Origin of the sequence: Bifidobacterium sp. (assembly GCF_022647885.1) — a bacterium.
GTDB lineage: Bacteria > Actinomycetota > Actinomycetes > Actinomycetales > Bifidobacteriaceae > Bombiscardovia.
In genome coordinates this window covers 480,115-503,534 of record NZ_JALCLM010000001.1, presented here as the reverse complement: position 1 = coordinate 503,534, position 23,420 = coordinate 480,115, and the positions used below count along the sequence as shown (strand labels likewise).

Sequence of the window (23,420 nt, the reverse complement as noted above, 5' to 3'; positions counted from 1 at the left end):
GTTGGGTTTGCCAACAACAATCTACACTCTCCAGCAGCCCGTTTAGACTGTCAACGATTACCGTCAACGCATCGCTCATCATTGCACTGAGAACCAGTCTTTCAGCAAGCACCATTATTAAGGTTGACAGCCATTATGTAGACTGCGCGATAAGAAGAAAGTATGGTGCAACAATCACTATAAGGAGGCACTGTTAATGCGAACATACGAGAGCAAACAGGCACTTATAACTGAGATTCGCAAACGAGCAGATTTGTTCATTAATGAATATTCAGACATAACAGACTCGCAGAAAGATAGCTTTTATGAAGGTGTAGACCGCACCCCTTCACAGATGATTGCCTATCAACTTGGATGGATGAATCTACTACTCGGATGGGAGCGACAGGAGAGCGAAGGCCGCACGGTGACGACTCCCCATCCGGAATATCGGTGGAATGCTCTCGGCGGCCTATACCAACATTTCTATGACAAATATGCCGATTATGGCCTTGTAGAACTCGCCTCACAATTTCGCGAGACAGTCGATCAGGTGATTTTGATGACCGAATCCTATTGCGACGATGCTCTGTTTACAGCCGGTGGCAGAGCATGGGCCGCGTCAACTCCCGCAAACTGGCCAGTGTGGAAATGGATACACATCAACACCGTCGCTCCATTTACATCCTTCCGTACCAAAATCAGGAAATGGAAGAAGCTGAACGCAGCAAGTACTCAGTCGATTGATTTCTAGGACAGCTGTTTGTGACACGACAACAAGTCAGTATTCACTGCTCATGAAACGATTTTGCGCACATCCGATGTATTAGCTCTGAACCGGATTCCCAATCCTCACAGAGCAGCGACGCTGCCTATCAGATACTGCCCTTTGTCCTCGGCTTCGCCATGGAGCAATACTGTCATGCAATCGCACCATCAGAGCCAATGCTTGGCAGCACCTTGGCATTGCCAACATCCGACCATGGCAGGCCCAAACTCTTAGCGAAGGCCTCGGGAAGCTCAGTATTATCAATTTGTTGTCTCTCCCAGATATGACCATTGATTCTAAATAATGGCGTAGTGAACCCACTGCTACCATTTTGGACGAGCTCCGTGCGATCAATCGTGTAAGTTGTGGCTCTATCAACCCAACTTCCATACCCGTTGGTAACAGAAGCCTCAGCAATGCTCTGACTTACTCCGGCTTTAACGGCTTGCTGCGCAATCTGAGCATCGCTGGTGGATGCATAGTTGCTTTCCGATGGTAGATAGTCTTCAGCATAAAGTTCACCGATGAAAGCGATTGCATGCTTCGGGTCATGTTCCGCCACATAAGCCAAGGATGAAGCCGCTCGAGTTGAGTATTTATCACTGGATGCACGGTTCAGGAATGTCACCGCATGAACATCAACATTGATCTGCCCTGCACTGAAGAGTTTCTCCAATGTCGGGTTCAACGCCCGGTCCACTTGGGCGCATGCCGGACACAGTGGGTCAAGATACATCTCGACAGTCGGCACATGTTTCTTTGCAGCACCATCCACAGAAATCAGCACACCTCCCTGCTTCGTGGCATTGCTCGGTTTATCAGTGACCTGTTGCAGTTTGGCATAGGCCTGGTCGATCGCGGTGCCCGATTGCTGTTTCGAGCGAACAACTGCAAACACCACCACGAGTACCAGCGCGACGACCAGCACGCAAGCCAGTGCTCCTATAAGAGTTTGTTGTCTTCTCTCCGCATTGACTGCCGCCAACTTCTTATCCCCATTTGCCACTGGTTTAGTCACAGCTGCACTTCCCCTCTGATTTATAACATTGCGGTTCTCAACTCCATTGATTACCGTACCTTTCCAATAATTATATGTATTGTATATATTTGTGTAGGGATTCTTCTCAGATCTTCGTCAACTCAATGTTCCAAGCCTTGCAATTCCGCCACTTCTTTATTGCAGATACCTGCGATACCCTCAAAAATCCCTACACAAACGCATTGTTTAAGAAATCTGGCTCTAGGCAAGGGCAATAATGCATCGCACAAACTAATTTTCGGCTCAGAGTAGCAACGAATACGCCCTGAAGTATTAACTCAACTGATCTGAAAATTCTTGGAGATCGTCTCGGAACCTGCCGACTTCCATCCGCTGGCGGAAATAGTCACACTCTTCTGATCATCATTGAGATCATAGCCTCGGATAACGTTTACTTCCTGTCCTGGTGCAATGTCATCGGCATCATCGACAAATGTTGAAGTATCACCGCGCACAATACTTTGTAGATCGGAGTCATAGTTGATATCGAGCTCTTCACCATCTTGTTCGGCAATATCCATCACCAGGTCGGTAAAAGCTATGTTTGAATCTCCGGTATTCTTCAGCGTATAAACGACCACGAACACGTCATCTCCGTTTTCAGTAGTCCCTGTATATCCATCGCTGATATTCACCACACCGTGTTGACCTGATTCGAAACCGTTAACCTTCGCATCGCTGCTAACCGTATTGCCCATCGCGTCATGTTCTGTGTATGACGATCTGCTGTGTGATGTGAAAGCGCTCTCAAATCCCTCAGAAAATGCACTGATGTACATAGAGCCAAAAGCAATACTGGCTACAAGTGCCACAACCGAGATAATCGTCCCTGCGACCGCCAGCCCCCTGCCTCTCTTGCCTTTGCCTATGCCTGTTGCGACTATGCCTGCAATTGACAGACCCAATCCAACAAAGACGAAGACATTAAGGAAAGAGAACAACCAAGAAAACACCAGGGCAACTATTGCAACAACGAATCCTGCAACCGCTAGCCCGCTGAAACTCAGATTTGTATTGTTAAAAGGAACCGCATAAGGACCAGGCATCGTTGATGTGGGAAGCTGTTGATAATTACTCTGTTGCTGATAACCATAGGTGTACTGAGGAGAATTCCCCGGTTGAAAATCCTCTCTCTGCCCATTGATTTGAGGCATACCGTTGTTCGCATACCCCTGTTGCTCTGGCTGTGTATCTGACTGCTCAAAGCCGTCAGCCCACACTGATTTCAGCTGTTGCTCTGGTTGTGAGGCATTCTCGCCATCCTCGGACTGCTGTTGATTCGAACCCTCGGGTGGCACATATCCGTAAGAATTGTTCATCTCTTCCATCGCAGTTCTCTCCCTCGTTAAGATTTATCCTCACTTCTCAGCCGCACATATGCCGTTCTCTTGTTGATCTCATGCAACGTCAATTTGGAGGCATCTATGACTACGCACTCTCTATGAGCAGACAACACATCAAGTAAAGCACTGTCTAGGATTAAGCCTCGTATGATCGTCGGGCAAATTGGCCGCAATCAATACCAAGCAACTCCGCCTCTTCCTTGCTGGTACCCGTAACTAATACGTCGCATCGCTGTAAATCTTCTATCGTGTGCGCCCCTACCAGTGTCATCAAGGAACGAAGCTGACTTTGCCATGATTGGATTTCCTCAACCAAAGCGCGAGAACCCGACTGCAGATATGTATGCAGAAAATGGCCTGACACTCCCACAGCTCGAGCCCCTAGTGCCAACGCCTTCAACACATCAAAGGGATTACGAACACCACCAGAGGCCAAAACTTCCAAGGAACTCTTGCTGCCATATCCATGCTGTTGAGCATCAAGTAGGCACAGCGCTGTCGATTGACCAAATCCCTGAAGATACGCATATTCAGAACGTTTGCGCCTACTGTTCTCAATGCTGACGAAGTCAGTACCACCTTGTCCACTGACATCGACTGCTCTCGCACCTAAGGATTGAATAATCCCTATGCTTTGAGAGCTCAGACCAAAACCAACTTCTTTCACTATTACCGGTACTTGCACTGCCTCAATGATGTCCGATATGTGCTTTCTCCAAGATGTGAAGTCTCGATCTCCCTCGGGCATCACCATCTCCTGAGCGGCATTAACGTGTATTTGCAACGCATCAGCATCTAGCATTCTGACTGCCGCAACTGCCTGATTCGGGTCTACAGTAGGACCAACATTGGCAAACACGAAGCCAGCAGTGTGTTGGCGAATGGTAGTAAAGGAAGCAGTTAGTGCAGAATCTCGCAACGCTGCATGCTGCGATCCTGAGGCAATAGCAAGACCTGTCTGTGCTGCAGCAAGAGCCAAAGCTGTATTGATCTCGTTGCTTCTGGATGAACCTCCAGTCATCGCATTGATATAGAAGGGCGAAGACCAAGAACTACCACATACAGAAGTGCTCAAGTCAACATCGCGCATAGCCATATCGGGAAAAGCATGGTGAATCACGCGAAGATCATCGAATGCATTAGAGCGCTTTATGCTCTGCTGCTTATCAGCCAAGCGAATGTGATCGTTTTTCCGCTGGGAAACATTGTTGACAATGGCAGTGCCATCGTCTGACTCATCATCCAACTGCGGATTGTATACGGTCATATCTAAAGCCTGTATGCCCTCAACTGCCCATGCTTTTCTAATCTGTTCTGGCTCAGCATCGGGGCCGCAGACAGCTATGCCACAATCGCCCCCACCAGCTCCGGAACTTTTTGCTGCTGCACCAAACTCCTGTGCTATCTCAACCAGTCTGCGCAATCGAGGTGTTTCGATAATTGTGCCTGTGATTGACGATAGATACGCTAGTGCCTGTCGTGCCTCTCGTATCGACTGACCAATTTCTGACACGCTAGATCGTGCCATTGATTCCTTCAAGTGCTCAACGCAAGCATCGCTGCGATGAAGAAATTCTTGGTATGCAGGCGAATCGTGTTGAGCGCCAGACTTAACTGTTGACTGTACTTTGCCGACGAGTTCCGGCGTGGAAGCTGGAGCACCAGTCCAACCGATCATGACGTTTATATCCTTCGGCATCGCCAAACGTTCGATACTCAACCCTGGCCATGTCCGCTCAAGCAAAGTATGTATAGGTGTTTCGCTTGGTGATATCTCTCGCTGCGCCTCAACCAGCCACACACGATCCGGCGAACTATAGGTGATACACCCTGCGAATGTGGCTGTGGCGATATCTCCTCCAGAACCGGAAGGTTGTATCGCGTGTGCCGCCAGAAACGCAAGTTGGTAAATGCGCATCTCGTCGAGATTGAGCTGATATAGCTTCACTAAAGCCTTCACCGTAGCAACAGTGACTGCAGCTGACGAGCCCAAACCGAACTTTCTGCCAGAAGAATCGTCTAAATCACTACTGATTTCAAGATCAAAACAGGTGAGCTTGTTACCTTCTTCGAGAACCAGACGCTCAACATAAGAAATCGCGCTCAGAATGAAGCCTGCAGCCTCTGGGTTGCCTTCGAGGACCTTAAGCTCGTCCCCAACATGCTGCCAAATGATAGGAGATTGAGCAAAACGACTTGAATGGATATGCCCCAGAGCTTCACTAGGCCGAGCACGAACTGTTAGAAAACGGTCGACAGCAATCAGCACGGCAGCATGGCCAGCTTCCACAACTGCATATTCGCCGGCTACATAAAGTTTCCCCGGTGCCCTTGCTGTTATCACACCAACAGTGCTGTCCATGCTCATTCCCTTGTTGCATATCGGGTCGATACGCTAGATACAACTTCTGCTCTCACGTATCCAACTCCTATTTCACTACTTACATCGTTTACCGTATACCGTCATCGGGCCACAGCGTCTTGCCATTACGAACGGTCATATATCATGCTCTGCTGGAAGCAGTCGTGCTCCTGGCCCGGCAACATGCGTATGTACTTCGAATCCAGGCAGCTTATCACGCAAAGCCTGCTCAACCTGTGCTGCTTCTGCTGCAGTGGTCAGCACCTTGACATTCGGGCCAGCATCCATCGTGGCCCAGGCATTCATACCATGGCTATGCAAGTCCTCAACCGCTTGCATAGCAGCCACACTTCCAGGCAGCCAGTACAAAACCGGTGGTTTGGCTGTCATCATCGTCGCATGCATTCCTAAGGAATTCGTCTGCACTACTGGTCCTAAAGCTGCGATATCTTCTCGTTTAATGGCGTCTAGAGCGTCGTGCAAATCCTTCGCGTTCGACTCCACCCACGCGTTATACAAAGCAGAAGTAGTTACACTCCGTTGCATAGCTTCTCTGCTTGATATTTTCTTACTACTACCTGAAATCAGAACCACCACAATCGCCAAGTCCATCGGGCACGGCACTGGTTCAGCGAAAGACGAATCGTCGTCATGACCCGCATGCCACAAGGCCATACCACCAAAGATTGAGCGTGACGCTGATCCAGATCCACGCCTAGCGAGTCTGGATAGTTCGCGTCTAGTCAATTTCAAGCCTGCCGCATACGAAGCAGCAGTAGCCAGAGCAGCAAAGGCGGAGGATGAGCTGGCAAGACCAGCTTCGTAGGGCACCGTATTATGCGAGGTCACCACTGCATGAGAATGAATTCCAGCCATTGATCGTATGGTGTCAAGCAGAGCACTCACCCGCCGGAGTGCATTCCCCTGTTGCTGCTTGCCGTCAATATATAAGAGATCAGTCTGTTCACTATGACTAGCTGTATCGAAGCTTACGCGTGTAGTAGTTTCCAGACCCTCGAGAGTCAACGACAAACTCGACATGTTGGGGATAATCAAATCCTCATCCGCTTTGCCCCAGTATTTAATCAGAGCGATATTGGCGTTAGCGGTCGCTATGGCACTGTTACTCTCGCCAGCGCTAGGAACATTGATGCTGTCCTGAGTGGTCATCGGATTCTTTCGTCAGTTCGTGAACGAGCTGAAGTATAGCCTTCCTCATCGTGTTTGACTGATTCGGGATACGTGCGAAGTGGATGTATCCACACGCTTTTCGCTCCTTGTTCGTATAGATGCTCGCGGATGGATTCAGCAACAACTTGCGTCGAAGCCAAGGCGATCATGCAACCGCCGAGTCCCCCTCCGGTTAGCTTCGCTCCTGCGGCACCTGCTGACCTTGCAGTTTCGACGAGTAAATCCAAGGTAGGGTGGCTCACAGCAAGCTGCATCAACATCTGCTGAGCCTGATTCATCCGCTCACCTAATCCGTCAATGTCCCCTCTAGCCAAATCAACCACTGCTTGTCTACCAAGGGATCCCATATTGTCGAGTATTGATTTGGTGTTTTCAAATTCATGCTCATAGCGATGTCTGACACCGCTAACAGCCTCACGCGTACTGCCAGATATACCAGAATCCGCGATAACAAGATACGCAGGAATGTCCATATTCACGGTCGATATAGCGCCATGATCCAACAAAATTGGATCTGAGGCACACGTTGTCACAGAATCAAGCCCTGAAGGATGTCCGTGAGTAATGATTTCAGCGCCATTAGTCAGTCCGAATAATTCATCAGGCGTGGCCGTCTTGCCATATGCATCAAGCACTGCACGAATAACCGCACCCGCAGCTGCCGCAGACGAGCCAAGACCTCGTTCTGCAGGAAAATCAGCTGATGTCACAATATCAAAGGTCAAGCTTGAACGACCAACAAAGGATTCAGCAACCTGAACCGCACGGCGAATTCCTGCAAAACGCTTACCGGAGACTTTTAGCTCCCCTTCATATCCCAGAGCATGGAGTATATGTTCTTTGCCGCCGGTCGGAGTCACCCATGCGCGCATCTTCAAACTCTGCAGCGGCAGAGCAATCGCCGGATACCCATACACTGCACTGTGGTCGCCGATGAGAATTGTTTTCGCCCAAGTCTCTCCATAACCCGATAAGTACACTCTGTCGAATTCATGCGCATCGCTGATGTAAGCCGCACGCGATTCTCGTGTATCCTGCGAATCTGCGTGCTCGTGTTTTCGCTGAGGTGTCTGCTCATGCAACGACTCTGCCATGGATTGGTGCCCCACCTTTCCGGTTCGGTTTCACGATAACTACCATTCGTGGCCTTACAGAGACGAGGTCTCTCCCATCTCTCATCCTTTGCTTACCGGTAGGATTATACGGTTGTGCACTTGCCATTCACAGTGCAGAAGCATGAGAATACCGTAGAGATTCACAAATAAGGAATAATTCGACGACCGCAAGTCAACAATCAATCACTTCTCAACACGCTCTTACGAGCAATGGTATTACTCACTTGAATCCACAGACAACGGCTCATAAGAGCTTCAATCTGTTGATATATGGCTGATTATCACATCACACAGTGTCACGTGCCGTAGCTCTTATAAGGACTCACAGATGCTCCGAAGGCGTTGAGAGCGCTTGTTTCGAATCTGACCCCAATCCTCCACAGACACTCATCGTATTAAATATCCTGAGTTGCTGTGCAACATCGTCAGCACTTAATCCGTCTGGATTTTCCAACCATTGCCGGATAATCCATAGAGTGCCCGCCGAAACAGCGTGGCTTGCCTTATGAAAAGGCAGCGGCCCTTCCGCCAACGCATCCATAACCGGCGACTCTCGCTCCATATGCTCAGCAACGCCCTCAACCAATTCATCTAGCACCCGTAGAGCTGCAGGTCCTTGAAATATCTTGAGGTAGAAATCTCTGTAGTGTTCCAAGACATAAGTAATTTGTCTCAAGAATGAATCAACGATTGATAGCCGCTCCTCTTTGGGAATCAAAGAGATTAAAGGATTCTCAAAAATGGGCCGCACCCGATACAACGCTGCTGCTGCAAATGCAGTAGGTAAGTCTTGGAAGTTCTGATAGAACGTTGGACGCGTCACGCCTGCTTCGGCAGCAATGTCAGTGATAGTGATATCAGATACCTCACGATCTTCAAGAAGCGTGATTGTGGCATCCAGCAATGCTTGTCGCGACCTGCTGGAACCCTGTCTGACATTTTCGGCTGACATGTTGCTAACCTCTAGACCCCGTTGTTTGGGTGTTGCCTTGCGTTTGCTTCATCCTGCTACTGGTTGCATTACAGCCGTACTCTCTACATCAGATGGGAGAACAGATTCCTCAACCTTCTTCTGAGAGATTCCACCAATTACTGACATCGGCATCTCAGCAGGATTGGTGCTTTTCACCTTCTTCATCAGAATACTCGCTGAGACGAATGTGACCAACAAAGCGCTCAGTCCCCAAATCAACATCGGCGCTATGGCTGGCCCCCACAAAGACGTTGCCGCCGCCAATTTGCGAGCGCACACCTTTGATGACATACGTCATCGGTAAGAAGGGATTAACTGCGCGGAAGAATCCAGGAGTGGTTTCCACAGGATATGTCCCACCACCACTCGTCAGCTGTGTCACCATAAGCAGAATAAGGACGAACTTACCCGGATCTCCCAGGAGCACGATACATGCCTGACTTATAGCCATATAGCAGCAAGATGCAAACATCGTGAAGAGGAATAAACCGCCGAGGTTGGCGACATCTACCCCAATTCCCCAGTGGACGATAGATACTGCCGCTATAGCTTGTATCATGCCCAACACAGCATAGGGTAAGTATGATCCGAGTGCGACCACGAGTGCAGAACGATGTTTACGCATAAGCTTGGCGCGCAGTGCAGGGCGCATCATAAACGTAGACAGTGCACCAAGCCATAAGGCAAGCCCAAGGAAATATGGCAGCATACCTGTTCCCGTGTTGCTGACCTGATGATTTCTGGTGCTGGTAACGCTAACAGGTTGAGCTGCTGTTGCACTGATAGTTTTCGCCTGCGCATCAGTGTAAGAAGGCACCTTCTGAGATCCCGCTGAGAGCGCTGTCGCTAGAGAACTGCTACCTTTCGCTATCGTTGTCGAAGCTGTGCTTAGCTGCTGGGAGCCACTTGCTGCTTTGTCAATGGATACCACCAAGGTTTGGCTCTGTGAATTCAGGGTATTCAATCCACTGGCGAGTGAAGGAATCTTAGAATCCAAGGTTTGCAAACCTCCATTGAGCGTGCCTGCTCCTGAATTCAACTGGGATATTGCACTGACGAGTGAGGTGCTTGCTGTAGTTAACTTCGCTGTCCCTTGAGTGAGTTTTGGCATATTGGCGTCTAAAGTCGACAGTCCACTCTGAAGCTTTTCGGCACCAGAATTGCTTTGCGCCGCGCCAGAAGAAAGCGTTGAAAGGCCTTGAGAGAGGGTATCTGTGCCGCTACTGAGTTGTTGGGCTCCTGCTTCTACTGATTTAGCACCTGCATGTAATGCACGCAATCCAGTAGCTTGAGCGGTATCTGTGGCATCATTTCCAACTAACTGGGCGCTTGAGGATGCGAGCTTGCTCAGGCCGGTCTGGTCTGTTGTGCCAGACAGCGCAGCAGTACCTGCGCTAAGTTGTTGCGAAGTGCCTTCGATGCTCTGCAGTGCCGCTAAGCGCTCTGCGTCATTCATGGTGTCATAGGCATCGACCAGATGTTGTATCTGTTGAGTTTGCGCAGTCTGCAGTTGTTGCAGTTGGACTGCACTGTTGCTCAGCTGCGCTGCTCCTGTTGCCAAGGCAGTCGCCCCAGTAAGCGCATTAGCTGTTCCTGATGAGAGTGTGCTTGTGGCTGCATGTAGCCCAGTGGCACCTTTCGCTAATGTTGCAGCTCCGCTTGCTGACTGTGCAGCTCCGTCGGAGATCTTCGATGTCGCAGCATGCAAACTGTTGGCTCCTGAAGACAGTGGGTGAACCGCGTTAGCGACACTGCTAACACCCTGCGCCAAGCTTTGGGTTGCCGTTGGTAACGCTTCAACCGAGGTATATAAGGTTTGGGTACCTTGAGTCAATCGTTGTGAGCCTTGAGCGAGTGCGCTAACTCCCGTGCTCACGGTGCTTGCACCGTCGGCCAGTTTCTTCGTAGCTGTCGGCAGAGCTTGGGTCTTTTGAGACATGGCGTTCAGACCAGTGCTCAATGTGTTTGCGCCTTGAGCACTTTTTTGGGTTCCAGCCGCCAAAGTGGTGGCCCCACTCGACGCCTTACCCAATGAATCATGCATACCGGATATAGTCATATAAACTTTGTCTAGATATGCGGAAGACACTTTTCCCGAGAGGGAACGCTCGAGACTCGACCCAACACTTTTAGCAATAGTTCCAGCCAAATAGTTGACTGAGTCGTCAGTGGTAATGGCGATATTCCCTTGTTCAACAGCATCAGCATCATCAGGACTCTTAGTAGCGCTAGACAATGCGTCAGCAGTGAAGGTCTTTGGGATTACCATCGTCACCAAATATCTTCCGTGCTTAAGCCCATCACTGGCATCGCTAGTACTCGTGCTATGCCAGTTGAAATTAGTGCTGTTGGAATTCTTCTTGGTAAAAGTCTTCGTCACTTGTTTACCAAGGTTCGTAGTGGTGGTGGTGCCGGAAGCACTCACAGTGGTGCCTTCATCCAAGTTGACGATGGCAGCATCCACATTACCAAGGCGATCAAAGGGATCGATGTTGGCATCGGTCAACAGCCCTGCATAGATCAACGGCAGAATTGCCAGAACAATCAACGTCGCTATCACTAGAACATCAATTGTTTGGCGAGAAGTACTTTTGCGCTGAGCTTTCGCGTTCGTCGCACCCACTGTTGGAGATGCTGCCATAAGAACCTCTTCCGATCAAACTAATATTGCCGCGTCAAACCATACAACAGTAAAATATTATTTACAAGTGTAATCTTTTGGTGTCCGTATGTCGTGGCCCGAATATATGCCTCAATGCACATCTCGAGTGCAGCTCTTCCATAGGAGAGCCCCTGCGCCAAGCACTACTGCTGCAATGACTGCTACTACATACCTCATGATCGGTACTCCTTTCTAGCTGTTCCAGTACTGGAGCGTTATCATCACTAGAGCAGTTGACTGGCCTTTTTAGTGGTTTCATAAACAGCGTCATAGGTGGCATCAACTTGAGGAGCATTCTTTTGCGTCTTATTTGCCAATACGCGAGAGAAAGTTGGGTATGCAAATAGCCAAAGAAGAAAACCTGGTATAGCTAGCAACACCATGGCAACAATAAAGCCCGCCATATAAGAGAAAGTTGCTCCTGCAAGGAAAGCGCATCCAATAAGACCAAGACTTAAAGCAAAGATTCTGGCTTTCGTCTTAGGGGCGCTTTCTAGAGCTCTGAGCTGCATGGCATAGGAGTCAAACTGCCTCTGCAGGCGTGATAACTCTGCTTTATTGCGAATCTGGCGATCTCGCTTGAATTTCAGCACAACATTGTCGCTGAGTTTGTCTTGTTGCGATGATTCAAGAGCCCATCCAAAAGCACGGTAACTATCCACATATAAGCCTTCATCTAGTGACGGCACACTGATGTTCTTATATTCATAGCCGATAAAATCTTTGGCCCCTGCACTCACCTCATTGATATTTTCCGCAATCATCGTTACTCCTTCTTCGTATGTTTCACACTTGCTGACAACACACAATGTACGGAGCGATTGTTGGATGACTATTGGTGAATTGTTCGAGTTGTGTTAGTTTCTCCACCATTGCTACGGCAGAATTACTACGACACAGCTACTACGGCAGAATCTGCTGCGTAGCGCTACTGCGCAGCAGGCAATCTCACCAACACTTCAGTTCCTTGCCCTGCAACGCTGCTTAGCGTTACAGTTCCGCCTGAAAGTTCGACTGCTCTACGGACCATTGCCATACCAAGCCCATTACCGCGAGCCGCATGGGAGGTATCTCCCTGATAAAACTTGTCAAACACATGCGCAAGCTCTTCTTTACTCATACCGCAACCATTATCACGAATTTCAACACTGACGATATCGTTATCGGAACTTTGTCGAAGTGACACATGTCCACCTCGTTCAGTGAATTTCAAAGCATTACCGAGAATATTGCTCCAGACTACTTCCAGCACTCCAGAATCAGCCTTCACCAATGCGCGATCCTCCATATCGACATCAAAAGTCACATTTTTGGCGTCGAAAAGATCACTGTAAGCCAGCACTGCATCTGATAATTGCCGAGGGAGGTCGCAATTCTCAATTTGTAAGCTGATGCCTTGATTTTCGAGTTTGCTGAGTTTAAGGATATTGGTCACGAACTGCCCCAAACGCTCGCTAGCATCCGTCACCGTAGCTGCATAACGCGAGCGCTGTTCGTCTGACAGATCTGATTTGCCTAGCAGCTGTACGTAACTCTGAATAATAGCTAGGGGAGTCTTAATCTCATGAGATACGTTCGCCACGAAATCGTTCTTCATGGTTTCAATGCTGCCAAGCTCATGAACCATAGTGTTAAAGTCCTCGAACATCTCGTCATTGGCATCCCACTGAGTTGATTCAGGCAGGTGTTCAGGCTCCAAATAGACTGAGAAATCGCCAGATGCTACTTGTCTGCTCGCCTCACTAAATTTGCGCATCGGCTCCAGCCGTTTGCGAATCTGTAAATACGTAATGAGGCTTAAGGTACCGGCCACAATTGCCCAATATCCTGTCATACCTGCGACGAACATTGGTGGGAAGGATGGCAATTTGGCATATGCACCGAGTATCAGAGCTTGTCCACCTGCAAGGACGCACAGTAGGGCAAAAGTCCAAATGAACATATACGGAGAGAACCGTCTTTCCTTGACAGCCCTTGCGCGAGGCTGACTAGATGATGAGTCCTCAAGTTGACTAGACCGACTCCATGCCCATGCCTTCATCGCGGCACCGCCTTATAGCCCAATCCTCTTACCGTAACAATGTCAAAGCCATCACACTCTGCAAGCTTCTTGCGCAAATTGGTGATGTATACATCAACCGCCCTCAACCCCGTATATGATTCTGCATCCCAAAACTCATCCATTAATTGAGCTCGCGAGAATACTTGTTTGGGGTAGCTGAGCAACTTGAAGAGTATGTTGAATTCACGATTCGTCAATGCGATTTCCTCGTCACTTATCGACGCAGTCATCTGATCAACATTCATGGCTAAATTTCCAATGGACAAGCGTTTCTCATCGTCGATATGCGCTCTGCGCAGCAAGGCTTCGATACGCAATACCAGCTCATCAAAGTCAATCGGCTTGACCATATAGTCATCCACTCCGGTGTGGAAGCCTTTTTTCTTGGATGCGATGTCGTCGCGTGCTGTCATGAAAATAATCGGCAGATGCGCATATAACTCGCGTAACTTCGCCGCGAAAGCATATCCGTCAGTTCCTGGCATCATGATGTCAGACACCACCAGATCAAATAGGCGTCCGTGCATGGCTTCATAAGCATCATGCACATTGAGGCAACCTGTGACAGCGTACCCAGCATCACGCAAGTACATGCAGGTGACTTCATTAAGGTCACGCTCGTCTTCCACTACAAGAATATCGACCATGAGGCTCACTGTACCGTGTGACCCTAAATTCACAGTGCCTTCGTGCTCAGCGCAACGAAACCCACTATGAGACTTTAGGTGATGCACCCTTCCATTCTGCAGTTACAGCTTGAACGGGCATTGTGTGCAAATCAATATCTGGATTCTCATCCTGCGTCGCAACCAGACGCGTCGCCTCAGCATGCGTTTCCACTGCCGGCATTGAGCCGATGAGATGCTTACCTGCAGATTCCGGTATCAGCCATACAGCAACACCTCCTATGGCAGAAAACACCATTACATAGAACGCCGGTACATAGCGATTACCTGTTAACTCAAGAAAAGCCTGAACAATAAGTGGAGCCGTACCCCCAAACAGTGACACTCCGATGTTGTAGGTCACAGCCATACCACTAAAACGCGAAGCCGTAGGAAAGAGAGCCGGAATTGTTGTTACTGTCACTGCAATATAGAAGGCAGCTGGTATCGCTAGCAACACTAAAGCCACGTGGAGTGTCCAGGATTGTCCTAAATGCAGCATCCAGAAAGCAGGTAAAGCCAGTATCAGTGTCGAAACAACAGCAATCGCCAGCACCGGACGACGGCCAATGCGATCGGACAATTTACCAATAAAGGGTAGTAACACTGCCACTAAAATCAGCACAGGAATGGTTGAAGCTGCAGCTGTCACCTGACTTGCACCAATCTCTTTTTCAAGATATGTGGGCATATAGCTAGTCAGTACATAAGACAGTGTATTGGTAGCAGCTACGAGCATTATGCCCAGCACAATTTCTCTGCGGAAATTATGAACAAGATTCAACAAGCTATGATGCCCGAAGAGTTTGGAATCACGACCTTCAGGATCAACTACCGCAAATTTCCACTGTCCACGTCGCTTTGACTTCTTACGTTTGGCACCCCCCTCTTCTTCATCATCCTCTTCGAAGTGTGGGGTCTCAGGGATGCGTGTACGGAAATAGATAGCGATAATCCCCAGCGGAATTGCCATGAAATAAGGTATACGCCAACCGCCGTTAGCCATAGCATCAGCGCCCCAAGCCTGTTGCGTCAGAACGCTGCAAATTGCCACCACTCCAGCACCCGTGGCAAATCCAAGGTACGAACCCATATCAAGCCAAGCACTGTAATATCCACGACGTTTATCAGGAGAAAACTCTGATACATAGGTTGCAGCACCAGCATATTCGCCCCCCGTTGAAAATCCTTGCACCAGCTTCAATATATACAGAGGAATTGGTGCCCAGAGACCGATCTGAGCTGCGGTCGGCAATATGCCTATTAGAGCTGTGGAAGCAGCCATAACTGACATCGTGAGGAACAACACTTTTTGACGGCCAATGCGATCACCAAGAGGGCCGAGAATGAAGCCACCGAGCGGTCGCGCCAAGAAACTCACTGCAAAACCCAGCAACATCACCAAGACGCCTATGGATTGAGGCATTCCTTTGGTGAACACTGTGGTCATAACGACTGTGAGATACCCATAAATACCAAAATCAAACCACTCCATGAAATTGCCAACCGCTGTGCCAAGAACTGCTTGGCGTACCGATTCCTGCTCGACTACGACAATATCTTCCTTCCGGAGTCTGCGTAGCCACATCAGGCGACGTTTTTTCTTGGCATGCCCTTGCCTGAGTGATGCCGGCTTTTCTGTCATCTCAGCCGTTTCTTGTTGCGATTGTTGTTCAACTTGTTCAGACATCATTTGTGAGCGCATTATGTTCTTGTTCAGCTCCTATCGCCGTCAAGTGGATATAGCCAACTTGACTTACTAGGTCAATCAGCGCAGTTATCAAGGCTCTCAGTACGGTGCATCAACACCATTGCGCGCTTCCAAGCGCTGTACATGCCATGTCGATATGCGGTTCTCATCGTGTCATCGACGGACGGGAATAACCGTTCCCGAACGATATGGTGATGTAAATATCACAGGCGTTTCAGGCAGCAAAACTACTTACGGTCCCATGTGAGGGAAGCTTGAAACGCAATCACCAAGCCTGCGCGAAATGGCGCGGGACTCTCCCCTCAGATCGATATCGTGTACCAATCAGCGCGCCACAAAGCCAATCCAGTCTACCTCATGAGTCTTATTGAGCTTTGCTGAGACGTATTGTGATGACGTACATCAAGTTTTCCGAGCACATACTTTGGCCGTAGATTTCATACTTCATCAGCTGTTGATTTCACCGAGCATCTTCCGTAGGCACTGCAAATCTAGGCAGGACCACTCTTGGCATCCATAGCATCGCTACGCTACCCGCCCTCATAATGCTCGACCGTGACATGCGATTCACCAGGACTGCATGAGATAGAAGAATTATTCGTACAAGTGGAATAGAATGCAGCTGACATGTGAGGCAAAAGTCGAGCAACACAGCAGATGGCTCTATTAACGGACAAAGGGGTACGCGGCAATGCAAGACACCGAGGAACAGCATACGACAACGAAGCATGAGCATGCGGGCGACACGATAGACATGCTTATCGGCGGATTTGGACAGCAAGGAGGCGGCGATTGCTTAGGCATTGACTGGGTTCGCGCTACAGTTCCTGCGAATACACCAAATCATGCTCCCACCGATTCGTCGGGCAACATTGCTCCAACTCAGTCATCTCTTCAGCATCTGAAAGCCATTGACATTGAGCATCGCGGTCTCCTTGCAGAACTTCCTTCACCCACCTGGTTAATGCTCGATAACTCTGTCGTGTACGCTCCGTTGGAATTCAGCAATGAAGTAGTTTCGCTCAAGGTGGAAGAGGGCACCGATGGCATACATCTCACCCCAATCTCTCGCGTTGCTGTAGATGGCAACACCCCTACACATCTCGCCTTGTCTCGTGATCAATACGGCCAAGCACATCTGATAGTGGCATGCTACGGCGATGGACATGTCTGCGTACACCCTGTGGATTCAGATGGCCATATTGGCGATTGCGAACAGGTGTTGACCAATGAAGGACATGGCCCCTTGCCCGCACAAGAATGCCCCCATGCTCATTGGATATTGCCGCTTCCAGACGGTCGAATACTCACCACAGATCTCGGCGCGGATCAGATACATATTCACCGTTGGAACGGCAACCGACTGGATCGCGTGTCCTCCATTGAATGCGCCCCTGGTACCGGACCTAGAGATTTGCATTTGTTACCAGCCAACAATCCCAAGATTGGCTGGAATGTCGCAGTCGTTGATGAATGGAGCTCGACTGTGGATATCTACGCTCCCGAGATTCCAGCGTCAGGTGAGGACGCTCTTAGCTCTGGATTCAGTCATGTTCAACGCCTAGGGCTCGACGCAGATGCAGCAGACCAGGCAGCCTCACTCGCCTTCGTCAGCGATGCCACGCTCACAAGTCCATCTGCAACTTCAACTACTCAAGAATCTGCTATGTCCACTTCGGGGTATTGCTATGTTGGGCTGCGCGGTTCGGATAGGATCGTCACCTTGAGATGGGATGGCGAACAGCTGTCTTATCCGGTGCAATCAGCCACCAGTAATACCTCTTCCACCCGCAGTTTCAGCAGTGGCGGCGGCCGGCCACGCCACATTAAGGCGATTGCTAACCTGCTGTTCGTTGCCAATCAGACCACAGGCAGATTGAATGTATTCAGACTCAACGCTAACGGTGAAGCAGTATCCGAGACTGAAATCGTTGTAGGCTCACCAACTGCCATAGCTCCAATAATCTAAACCTAGGAACGTACTAAACGCGCGATGGCATCCTCCGCCTCTTTGAGTTTGTCATCCGCAATGTCACCCCCCTGGCTGACGGCGGTGCGTACACAGTGGTTGAGATGATCATTGAGCAGCAGCAGTGCGACTGATTTCAGCGCTTTATCACAGGCTGAAATTTGTGTCAGCACGTCTATACAGTAAGTGTCATCTTCAACCATGCGCGTGATGGCACGCACTTGTCCCTCGACTCTTTTCAAGCGTGCCGCAACGCGTTGCTTATCGGCCACGTAACCATGGCTCTTCCCACTCTCCTCGCGGTGAATCATGTTCGCGCTCAACTTAGCTTCCGCATCCGTGCTGTGTTGAGCAAGCGCTTGCCTGCTGTTTGCTGTATCTCTCGTAGACATCGTTAAACCTTTCGACCACACACAGTTAGCTTTATCGACTAGCTGATTTCTTATTGCATTATACCCTATAGGGGTATATGGTATATAACATACTTAGCAATAATTCGTCTACACCCATATAGACCATTGGCCGTCAAGAAAGTTTGAGGATCACATGGAAACCGGCATCATCGTTATTCTGGCAGCACTGGCGCTGACCCTACTGGTTATCTGGCTCCTGTTGTCACCTCAGCATGCAGCGCGTGCCACGATTCAGCAGGGTACGCAACAGGTATCTATCACTGTCAAAGGTGGGTATTCCCCTTCTACGATTGAGGTATCCGCAGGAATACCTGTCATACTCGAATTCGATCGTCAGGAAGATGGCGAATGCTCATCCCACGTGGTGTTCTCAGAACTCGGCATCGATACCATGCTTCCCGCTTTCAAGCGCAGTACACTTAATCTCGGCCCGCTACAAGCAGGCGAATATCCCTTTGCCTGTGGCATGAATATGTTGCACGGAAAAATCATAGTGCGTGAGCAATCAAATGATGACACAACTCCCACTACAGCCGTAAGTGAACATCAGACCTCACACCCTGACAACATCAACACAACGACTGTCATGTCTCATGAGTCAGACCCGCTACTATCTCAACACACTGAAGATGAATCAAGAGCGCAAGAGATTAAGAGTCTTTGGGCGCGACTAATTGTGGGCATCGTTTTCACACTGCCCGTATTTGTAGCTACAATGTTTCACCCCATTCTCGGGCATTGGACGCCAATGGTGCTAATGAATCCCTGGGTACAGTTGGTACTCGTATTACCAGTGATGTTCTATTCAGGATGGCCAGTGCATCGAACTGGCTGGCTGGCTCTCACACACCGTTCTGCAGAGATGAATTCTTTAGTTACGCTTGGCACCTCAGCAGCTTTTCTCTTCAGTCTGGTGGTAACGGTCGCTCCACAAATTCTGCCTTCAGGTTCACGCGAGCCTTACTACGAGTCTGTGGGCACCATCATTACCTTGATGATTTTGGGCCAACTCTTGGAAGCTAAGGCGCGAGCTGGCACAGGAGAGGCCATTCGATCTCTGATTGGTCTTAACCCTCGCACAGCACGAGTGGTGCGAGAAGATGGGCACATTGAGGAAATTCCTGCGGATAAGGTCGTAGTTGGCGATGTTATTGCCATACGTCCCGGTGAAAAATTTCCAGTGGATGGAGTAGTCATCTCGGGATCTTCTGGCGTAGACGAAAGCATGATTACCGGTGAATCCATGCCGGTTTCAAAGACGGTTAATGACCAAGTTATAGGCGCTACTGTCAACGGCAACGGCACTTTGCAATACCGTGCCAGCAAAGTGGGCAAGGACACCGTCTTGGCGCATATTATCGGACTGGTGAGGCAGGCACAATCTTCGAAAGCGCCTATCCAACGTTTAGCGGACACCATTGCTCAATACTTTGTCCCGGCAGTCATCATCATAGCTATTTGGACTTTTGTAGCTTGGTGGTTCCTCGGTCCTGCACCACAAGCTCTACACGGACTCATAGCCGCAGTCTCAGTATTAGTTATTGCCTGCCCATGCGCATTGGGCATCGCTACTCCACTCTCTGTCACCATTGCTACAGGAAAAGGTGCGCAGTCAGGCATACTGATACGATCTGCACAAGTCCTTGAAAACGCTCATAAGCTGGATGTACTGATTCTTGATAAAACAGGAACTATTACTGAGGGCAAACCCCAACTTACCGACATAGTTCCTGCTCATTTGGACGATGACACGTTTGCATTGATTGCTTCAGCAGAAGAACCATCTGAGCATCCGCTGGCGCATGCGATCGTCGATGCAGCCAAATCTCGCGAGTTCAAACTTTCATCACCACAACACTTCGAAGCACTCACCGGTAGAGGAATACTCTCCACTGTGAATGGGCACGAAATCCTCATTGGCAGCCAAGAGTTATTAGAGGAGCGCGGCGTCAGCGGTATGCATTGGGAGCTTGATTCGCCAGATCCACACGCATCATCAGACCTCGCCTCTTCACTGCGAGATCTCGCATCACAAGGCAAAACTACTGTACTGGCGGCGGTTGATGGCGCCTTCGTTGCCGCACTAGCTGTTGCCGATACCGTCAAAGCTGATTCGGCACAGGCAATCGCCGCTATACAATCTCAAGGTGTCGAAGTCTGGATGGCCAGTGGCGACAATGCTATAACAGCGAATGCAATAGCAGCACAAGTTGGTATTGCCCATGTCATTGCCCAAGTTTCTCCAGGTGATAAAGCTGACGCCATTGCCAATCTACAATCTCAGGGCAAGCTCGTAGGCATGGTTGGCGATGGCATCAACGATGCACCGGCCTTAACTCAAGCAGACGTGGGTTTCGCTATAGGAACCGGGACTGATGTGGCTATTGAATCCAGCGATATCACGTTGATGTCAGGCAAACTCAGTAGTGCCGTGAATGCTATAACCCTTTCCAAAGCCACGATGCGCAATATCAAGGAAAACCTTTGGTTCGCCTTCGGATACAACGGATTAGGCATTCCTGTGGCCGCCGGTGCGCTGTACGCCATGTTTGGCATACTGCTTAACCCCATGATTGCTGGAGCTGCAATGGCATTCTCCTCACTATCAGTGGTTATTAACGCTAACCGGCTCAGAGGGCTACAACTTGATGCGAATTTCCCATCCACAAGTCTGGCATCGTCCCAACACTCTGCTCAGCCACAAACTCAATTCTTGCCAGCACCAACAGCAAGCAGTCATATGGTGGAACCGCCACACGACAGCAAGCAGCTCGCTGACCAACAGGTCCATCAACAAGAAATAGAAGGGAATACCATGTCAATATTTCACCGTCACCAAGAATCAACAGATCAGGGTGCACAACAAGCCGAGTCTTTCAAGGACCCTGTCTGCGGCATGAGTGTTAATCCTTCCACGGCTGCAGCCAGTCGAGAACACGATGGGAAGCACTACTATTTCTGCAGCACTCACTGCGCTGAAAGCTTTGACAAAGACCCCGCCTCATACGCCGCCTAAGTGACCTTGTCACAAGAAACTGTGCGTATGAGCATGTGAACAGGCTATCTTGCTTGCCCTCACATGCTCATACGCACAGTTTCTTGTGTAGGGATTTGCCCGCTAATCAGGATTATTGCGAAGATACTCTACCGTCATTCCGCCGTTCTTAGACAATTTTTAGCTCGTTATAGTTTGTGATCCCTACAGAAACGAAGCTACCTCGTGAATAGGGCAACACACATGTGCTTGTGTGCACATATACTGCTTGCCACCCTTACAAAAACACCCGCTGACGCCGGATGATGAGCCTGTGTCTCACTAATGGACACCGCAGCTTCATATACCTGCACAATTCAGTTACAATACCGACGGTCGCGTAGCCATCTTGCTCATCGCATGAACGCAAATATCTATCGGGGGATTGCAGTGGATTATTTCCGCAAAAGGAACGTCAAAGAGCTTGTCGAACAGTCGACACCGTTGCGCCGAACAATGCGCACACTCGACCTGACATTGCTGGGAATCGGAGCGATTATCGGCACCGGCATTTTTGTGCTCACCGGTAAAGGTGCTCTTACTGCAGGACCTGCCCTTTCCGTGTCCTTCGTCCTTGCAGCTATTTGTTGCGGGTTCGCCGGACTGTGCTACGCAGAATTTGCATCTATGGCACCAGTTTCAGGCTCCGCATATACCTACTCATATATCGCATTCGGCGAAGTGGTCGCTTTTGTTATTGGATGGGATCTCATACTCGAATACGCGTTACAAGCGGCCACGGTTTCTGCAGGATGGTCTGGTTATTTTACGAAATTATTGCAAGGCTTCGGTATCAATCTGCCTGTGGAGCTCACTGCGGCTTATGGAACCACCACTGGAGTTACCACATATTTCAATCTTCCAGGTTTTATAGTGGTGCTGCTCATCACTTGGCTGTTGTCCGTCGGCATCAACCAAACTCGTCGTGCAAACGACATTATGGTGGGCATCAAGTTGGCAGTAATCGTATTATTTATCGCATGCGTGGTGTGGTACGTTAAACCCTCTAACTGGCAACCATTCTCACCATACGGGTGGTACTCCTTCAAGCACAACAGCACTGTTCCGATGGGGATCATCCCTGCGGCCTCAATCGTATTCTTCTCCTTCATCGGGTTTGATGCCGTCTCATCCAGCGCTGAAGAAACCATCGAACCGAAGAAAACCCTACCGAAAGGCATTTTGCTATCTCTGGCGGTTTCCACAGTGCTCTACATTGTGATGACGCTGATTATGACCGGCGTAGTGAAATTTCCAGAATTTGCAAAGTTCATCGACGCTCCCGTTGCAGGCGTCATACTCAAAACAGGCATGAATTGGCTTGCGCTAATTGTCGATTTCGGCGCGCTTATTGGTATGACCACGGTCATGCTGGTGCAGCTATATGGCCAATCACGCATCTGCTACTCCATGAGTCGAGACGGTTTATTCCCCAAATTCTTTGGTGAGATTCATCCAAAGTATCGCACGCCTTTCAAAGGAACATGGTTTTTCGGTATTGCTACAGCCATTGCGGGAGGACTCATCAATATCAACGTCTTATTTGAATTGGTGAACATCGGCACACTCTCGGCATTCATTATCGTTTCAGCCGGAATTATCTGGATGCGTCATAAGCACCCAGAAATGCAACGTGGCTTCAAAACTCCAGGAGTTCCTTTCACACCGTTGATTGCGATTATCTTTTGTGGTGTGCTTATTGCCGGACTCAATTGGGAGACTTGGGTACGTTTCGCAGTGTGGTTTGCACTCGGTTTCATAGTGTATTTCTTGTACGCCGCTAAGCACTCCAAGATGAATACTCTTGAAAGCACCTCCCTTAAGCAATAGCTTGAGGCTGAGCTACGAATGCTGGGTCACGCGCGCGGCAGTAACCCAGCAACGCCGTAATTCACCATTCTCTGAATCACACTTGCTTACACACTGGTCGCCCGAATCAAGCTTCGACTGCGCCGTGGCAACCACGCCCTGCATGAACACATCTGACTAATCCACAGGCCAGAATTACAATAAGTAGTGTTGAGGGTGCCATCAAACAGCAAAGCAGTCACGAGCTGTGCTGCACATTCGATGCATCCCTCCCCCAGAACGCCGCTGCAACTTTGCGACGCACGCTCTAACAGAGAAAGAGGG

Annotated in this window: 17 protein-coding genes; 4 read left to right on the top strand and 13 right to left on the bottom strand. The window is 49.4% G+C overall.

Going from position 1 to position 23,420, the window contains the following annotated elements; genetic code table 11:
• Positions 1-196 precede the first annotated feature (196 nt).
• A complete protein-coding gene (locus tag LKI20_RS02025; protein ID WP_291769159.1) occupies positions 197-733 on the top strand; it encodes a ClbS/DfsB family four-helix bundle protein in 537 nt (178 codons plus the stop codon).
• Positions 734-899: 166 nt separating this feature from the next.
• Here the strand turns inward: LKI20_RS02025 and LKI20_RS02020 are convergent, their stop codons facing one another.
• The 12 genes from LKI20_RS02020 to LKI20_RS01965 all read right to left on the bottom strand — a co-directional run bounded on the left by LKI20_RS02020 (position 900) and on the right by LKI20_RS01965 (position 15,853).
• The gene (locus tag LKI20_RS02020) at positions 900-1,766 is read right to left on the bottom strand and encodes a DsbA family protein (RefSeq protein ID WP_291769156.1); all 867 of its coding nucleotides are present in this window, start codon (positions 1,764-1,766) and stop codon (positions 900-902) included.
• Between the two features lie 299 nt (positions 1,767-2,065).
• Positions 2,066-3,115 (bottom strand): DUF5067 domain-containing protein, encoded by a 1,050-nt coding sequence (locus tag LKI20_RS02015; protein ID WP_291769153.1) that lies wholly within the window; start codon positions 3,113-3,115, stop codon positions 2,066-2,068.
• A 151-nt stretch (positions 3,116-3,266) separates the two neighbouring features.
• Positions 3,267-5,492: a phosphomevalonate kinase gene (locus tag LKI20_RS02010; RefSeq protein ID WP_291769149.1), complete on the bottom strand. Its 2,226-nt coding sequence runs from the start codon at positions 5,490-5,492 to the stop codon at positions 3,267-3,269.
• A gap of 135 nt (positions 5,493-5,627) precedes the next feature.
• The gene (gene mvaD / locus LKI20_RS02005) at positions 5,628-6,662 is read right to left on the bottom strand and encodes a diphosphomevalonate decarboxylase (protein ID WP_291769146.1); all 1,035 of its coding nucleotides are present in this window, start codon (positions 6,660-6,662) and stop codon (positions 5,628-5,630) included.
• A complete protein-coding gene (gene mvk / locus LKI20_RS02000; RefSeq protein WP_291769143.1) occupies positions 6,659-7,777 on the bottom strand; it encodes a mevalonate kinase in 1,119 nt (372 codons plus the stop codon). Before mvk ends, mvaD begins: the two co-directional genes overlap by 4 nt.
• A 343-nt stretch (positions 7,778-8,120) precedes the next feature.
• Entirely contained in the window at positions 8,121-8,750 is a 630-nt protein-coding gene (locus LKI20_RS01995) for a TetR/AcrR family transcriptional regulator (RefSeq protein WP_291769140.1), read from the bottom strand.
• Positions 8,751-8,798: 48 nt separating this feature from the next.
• Positions 8,799-8,936: a hypothetical protein gene (locus tag LKI20_RS01990; RefSeq protein ID WP_291769138.1), complete on the bottom strand. Its 138-nt coding sequence runs from the start codon at positions 8,934-8,936 to the stop codon at positions 8,799-8,801.
• Positions 8,905-11,412, bottom strand: a complete 2,508-nt coding sequence (locus tag LKI20_RS01985) for a YhgE/Pip domain-containing protein (protein ID WP_291769135.1) — start codon at positions 11,410-11,412, stop codon at positions 8,905-8,907. The genes LKI20_RS01990 and LKI20_RS01985 overlap by 32 nt, the downstream gene beginning before the upstream one ends.
• A 245-nt stretch (positions 11,413-11,657) precedes the next feature.
• Complete coding sequence (locus LKI20_RS01980) at positions 11,658-12,197, bottom strand: hypothetical protein (RefSeq protein ID WP_291769132.1); 540 nt, start codon at positions 12,195-12,197, stop codon at positions 11,658-11,660.
• Positions 12,198-12,361: 164 nt separating this feature from the next.
• Positions 12,362-13,474: a HAMP domain-containing sensor histidine kinase gene (locus LKI20_RS01975; protein WP_291769129.1), complete on the bottom strand. Its 1,113-nt coding sequence runs from the start codon at positions 13,472-13,474 to the stop codon at positions 12,362-12,364.
• Positions 13,471-14,142 (bottom strand): response regulator transcription factor, encoded by a 672-nt coding sequence (locus LKI20_RS01970; RefSeq protein ID WP_291769126.1) that lies wholly within the window; start codon positions 14,140-14,142, stop codon positions 13,471-13,473. Before LKI20_RS01970 ends, LKI20_RS01975 begins: the two co-directional genes overlap by 4 nt.
• A gap of 64 nt (positions 14,143-14,206) precedes the next feature.
• On the bottom strand, positions 14,207-15,853 hold the full coding sequence (locus LKI20_RS01965; protein WP_291769124.1) for an MFS transporter: 1,647 nt from the start codon (positions 15,851-15,853) through the stop codon (positions 14,207-14,209).
• Positions 15,854-16,562: 709 nt separating this feature from the next.
• On the opposite strand from LKI20_RS01965, the gene LKI20_RS01960 reads away from it, so the two are divergent.
• Positions 16,563-17,840 carry a lactonase family protein gene (locus LKI20_RS01960; protein ID WP_291769122.1) on the top strand — a complete coding sequence of 426 codons (1,278 nt, stop codon included), beginning with the start codon at positions 16,563-16,565 and terminating at the stop codon, positions 17,838-17,840.
• A 2-nt stretch (positions 17,841-17,842) separates the two neighbouring features.
• Here the strand turns inward: LKI20_RS01960 and LKI20_RS01955 are convergent, their stop codons facing one another.
• On the bottom strand, positions 17,843-18,151 hold the full coding sequence (locus LKI20_RS01955) for a metal-sensitive transcriptional regulator (RefSeq protein ID WP_291773314.1): 309 nt from the start codon (positions 18,149-18,151) through the stop codon (positions 17,843-17,845).
• Between the two features lie 235 nt (positions 18,152-18,386).
• Here LKI20_RS01955 and LKI20_RS01950 point away from each other — a divergent pair, with 235 nt between their 5' ends.
• Positions 18,387-21,269, top strand: coding sequence for a heavy metal translocating P-type ATPase (locus LKI20_RS01950; RefSeq protein WP_291769120.1), 2,883 nt, complete (start codon positions 18,387-18,389; stop codon positions 21,267-21,269).
• A 408-nt stretch (positions 21,270-21,677) separates the two neighbouring features.
• Entirely contained in the window at positions 21,678-23,117 is a 1,440-nt protein-coding gene (locus tag LKI20_RS01945) for an amino acid permease (protein WP_291773312.1), read from the top strand.
• The last annotated feature ends 303 nt before the right edge of the window (positions 23,118-23,420 follow it).

Excerpts from the sequence above, each read along its gene's own strand:
- LKI20_RS01955 (WP_291773314.1), bottom strand. The coding sequence starts at position 18,151 with ATGATTCACCGCGAGGAGAGTGGGAAGAGCCATGGTTACGTGGCCGAT.
- mvk (WP_291769143.1), bottom strand. The coding sequence starts at position 7,777 with ATGGCAGAGTCGTTGCATGAGCAGACACCTCAGCGAAAACACGAGCAC.
- LKI20_RS02025 (WP_291769159.1), top strand. The coding sequence starts at position 197 with ATGCGAACATACGAGAGCAAACAGGCACTTATAACTGAGATTCGCAAA.
- LKI20_RS01950 (WP_291769120.1), top strand. The coding sequence starts at position 18,387 with ATGGAAACCGGCATCATCGTTATTCTGGCAGCACTGGCGCTGACCCTA.
- LKI20_RS01975 (WP_291769129.1), bottom strand. The coding sequence starts at position 13,474 with ATGAAGGCATGGGCATGGAGTCGGTCTAGTCAACTTGAGGACTCATCA.
- LKI20_RS01980 (WP_291769132.1), bottom strand. The coding sequence starts at position 12,197 with ATGATTGCGGAAAATATCAATGAGGTGAGTGCAGGGGCCAAAGATTTT.
- LKI20_RS01995 (WP_291769140.1), bottom strand. The coding sequence starts at position 8,750 with ATGTCAGCCGAAAATGTCAGACAGGGTTCCAGCAGGTCGCGACAAGCA.
- LKI20_RS01965 (WP_291769124.1), bottom strand. The coding sequence starts at position 15,853 with ATGATGTCTGAACAAGTTGAACAACAATCGCAACAAGAAACGGCTGAG.
- LKI20_RS02015 (WP_291769153.1), bottom strand. The coding sequence starts at position 3,115 with ATGGAAGAGATGAACAATTCTTACGGATATGTGCCACCCGAGGGTTCG.
- LKI20_RS02010 (WP_291769149.1), bottom strand. The coding sequence starts at position 5,492 with ATGGACAGCACTGTTGGTGTGATAACAGCAAGGGCACCGGGGAAACTT.
- mvaD (WP_291769146.1), bottom strand. The coding sequence starts at position 6,662 with ATGACCACTCAGGACAGCATCAATGTTCCTAGCGCTGGCGAGAGTAAC.
- LKI20_RS01985 (WP_291769135.1), bottom strand. The coding sequence starts at position 11,412 with ATGGCAGCATCTCCAACAGTGGGTGCGACGAACGCGAAAGCTCAGCGC.
- LKI20_RS01960 (WP_291769122.1), top strand. The coding sequence starts at position 16,563 with ATGCAAGACACCGAGGAACAGCATACGACAACGAAGCATGAGCATGCG.
- LKI20_RS01970 (WP_291769126.1), bottom strand. The coding sequence starts at position 14,142 with ATGGTCGATATTCTTGTAGTGGAAGACGAGCGTGACCTTAATGAAGTC.
- LKI20_RS01990 (WP_291769138.1), bottom strand. The coding sequence starts at position 8,936 with ATGAAGAAGGTGAAAAGCACCAATCCTGCTGAGATGCCGATGTCAGTA.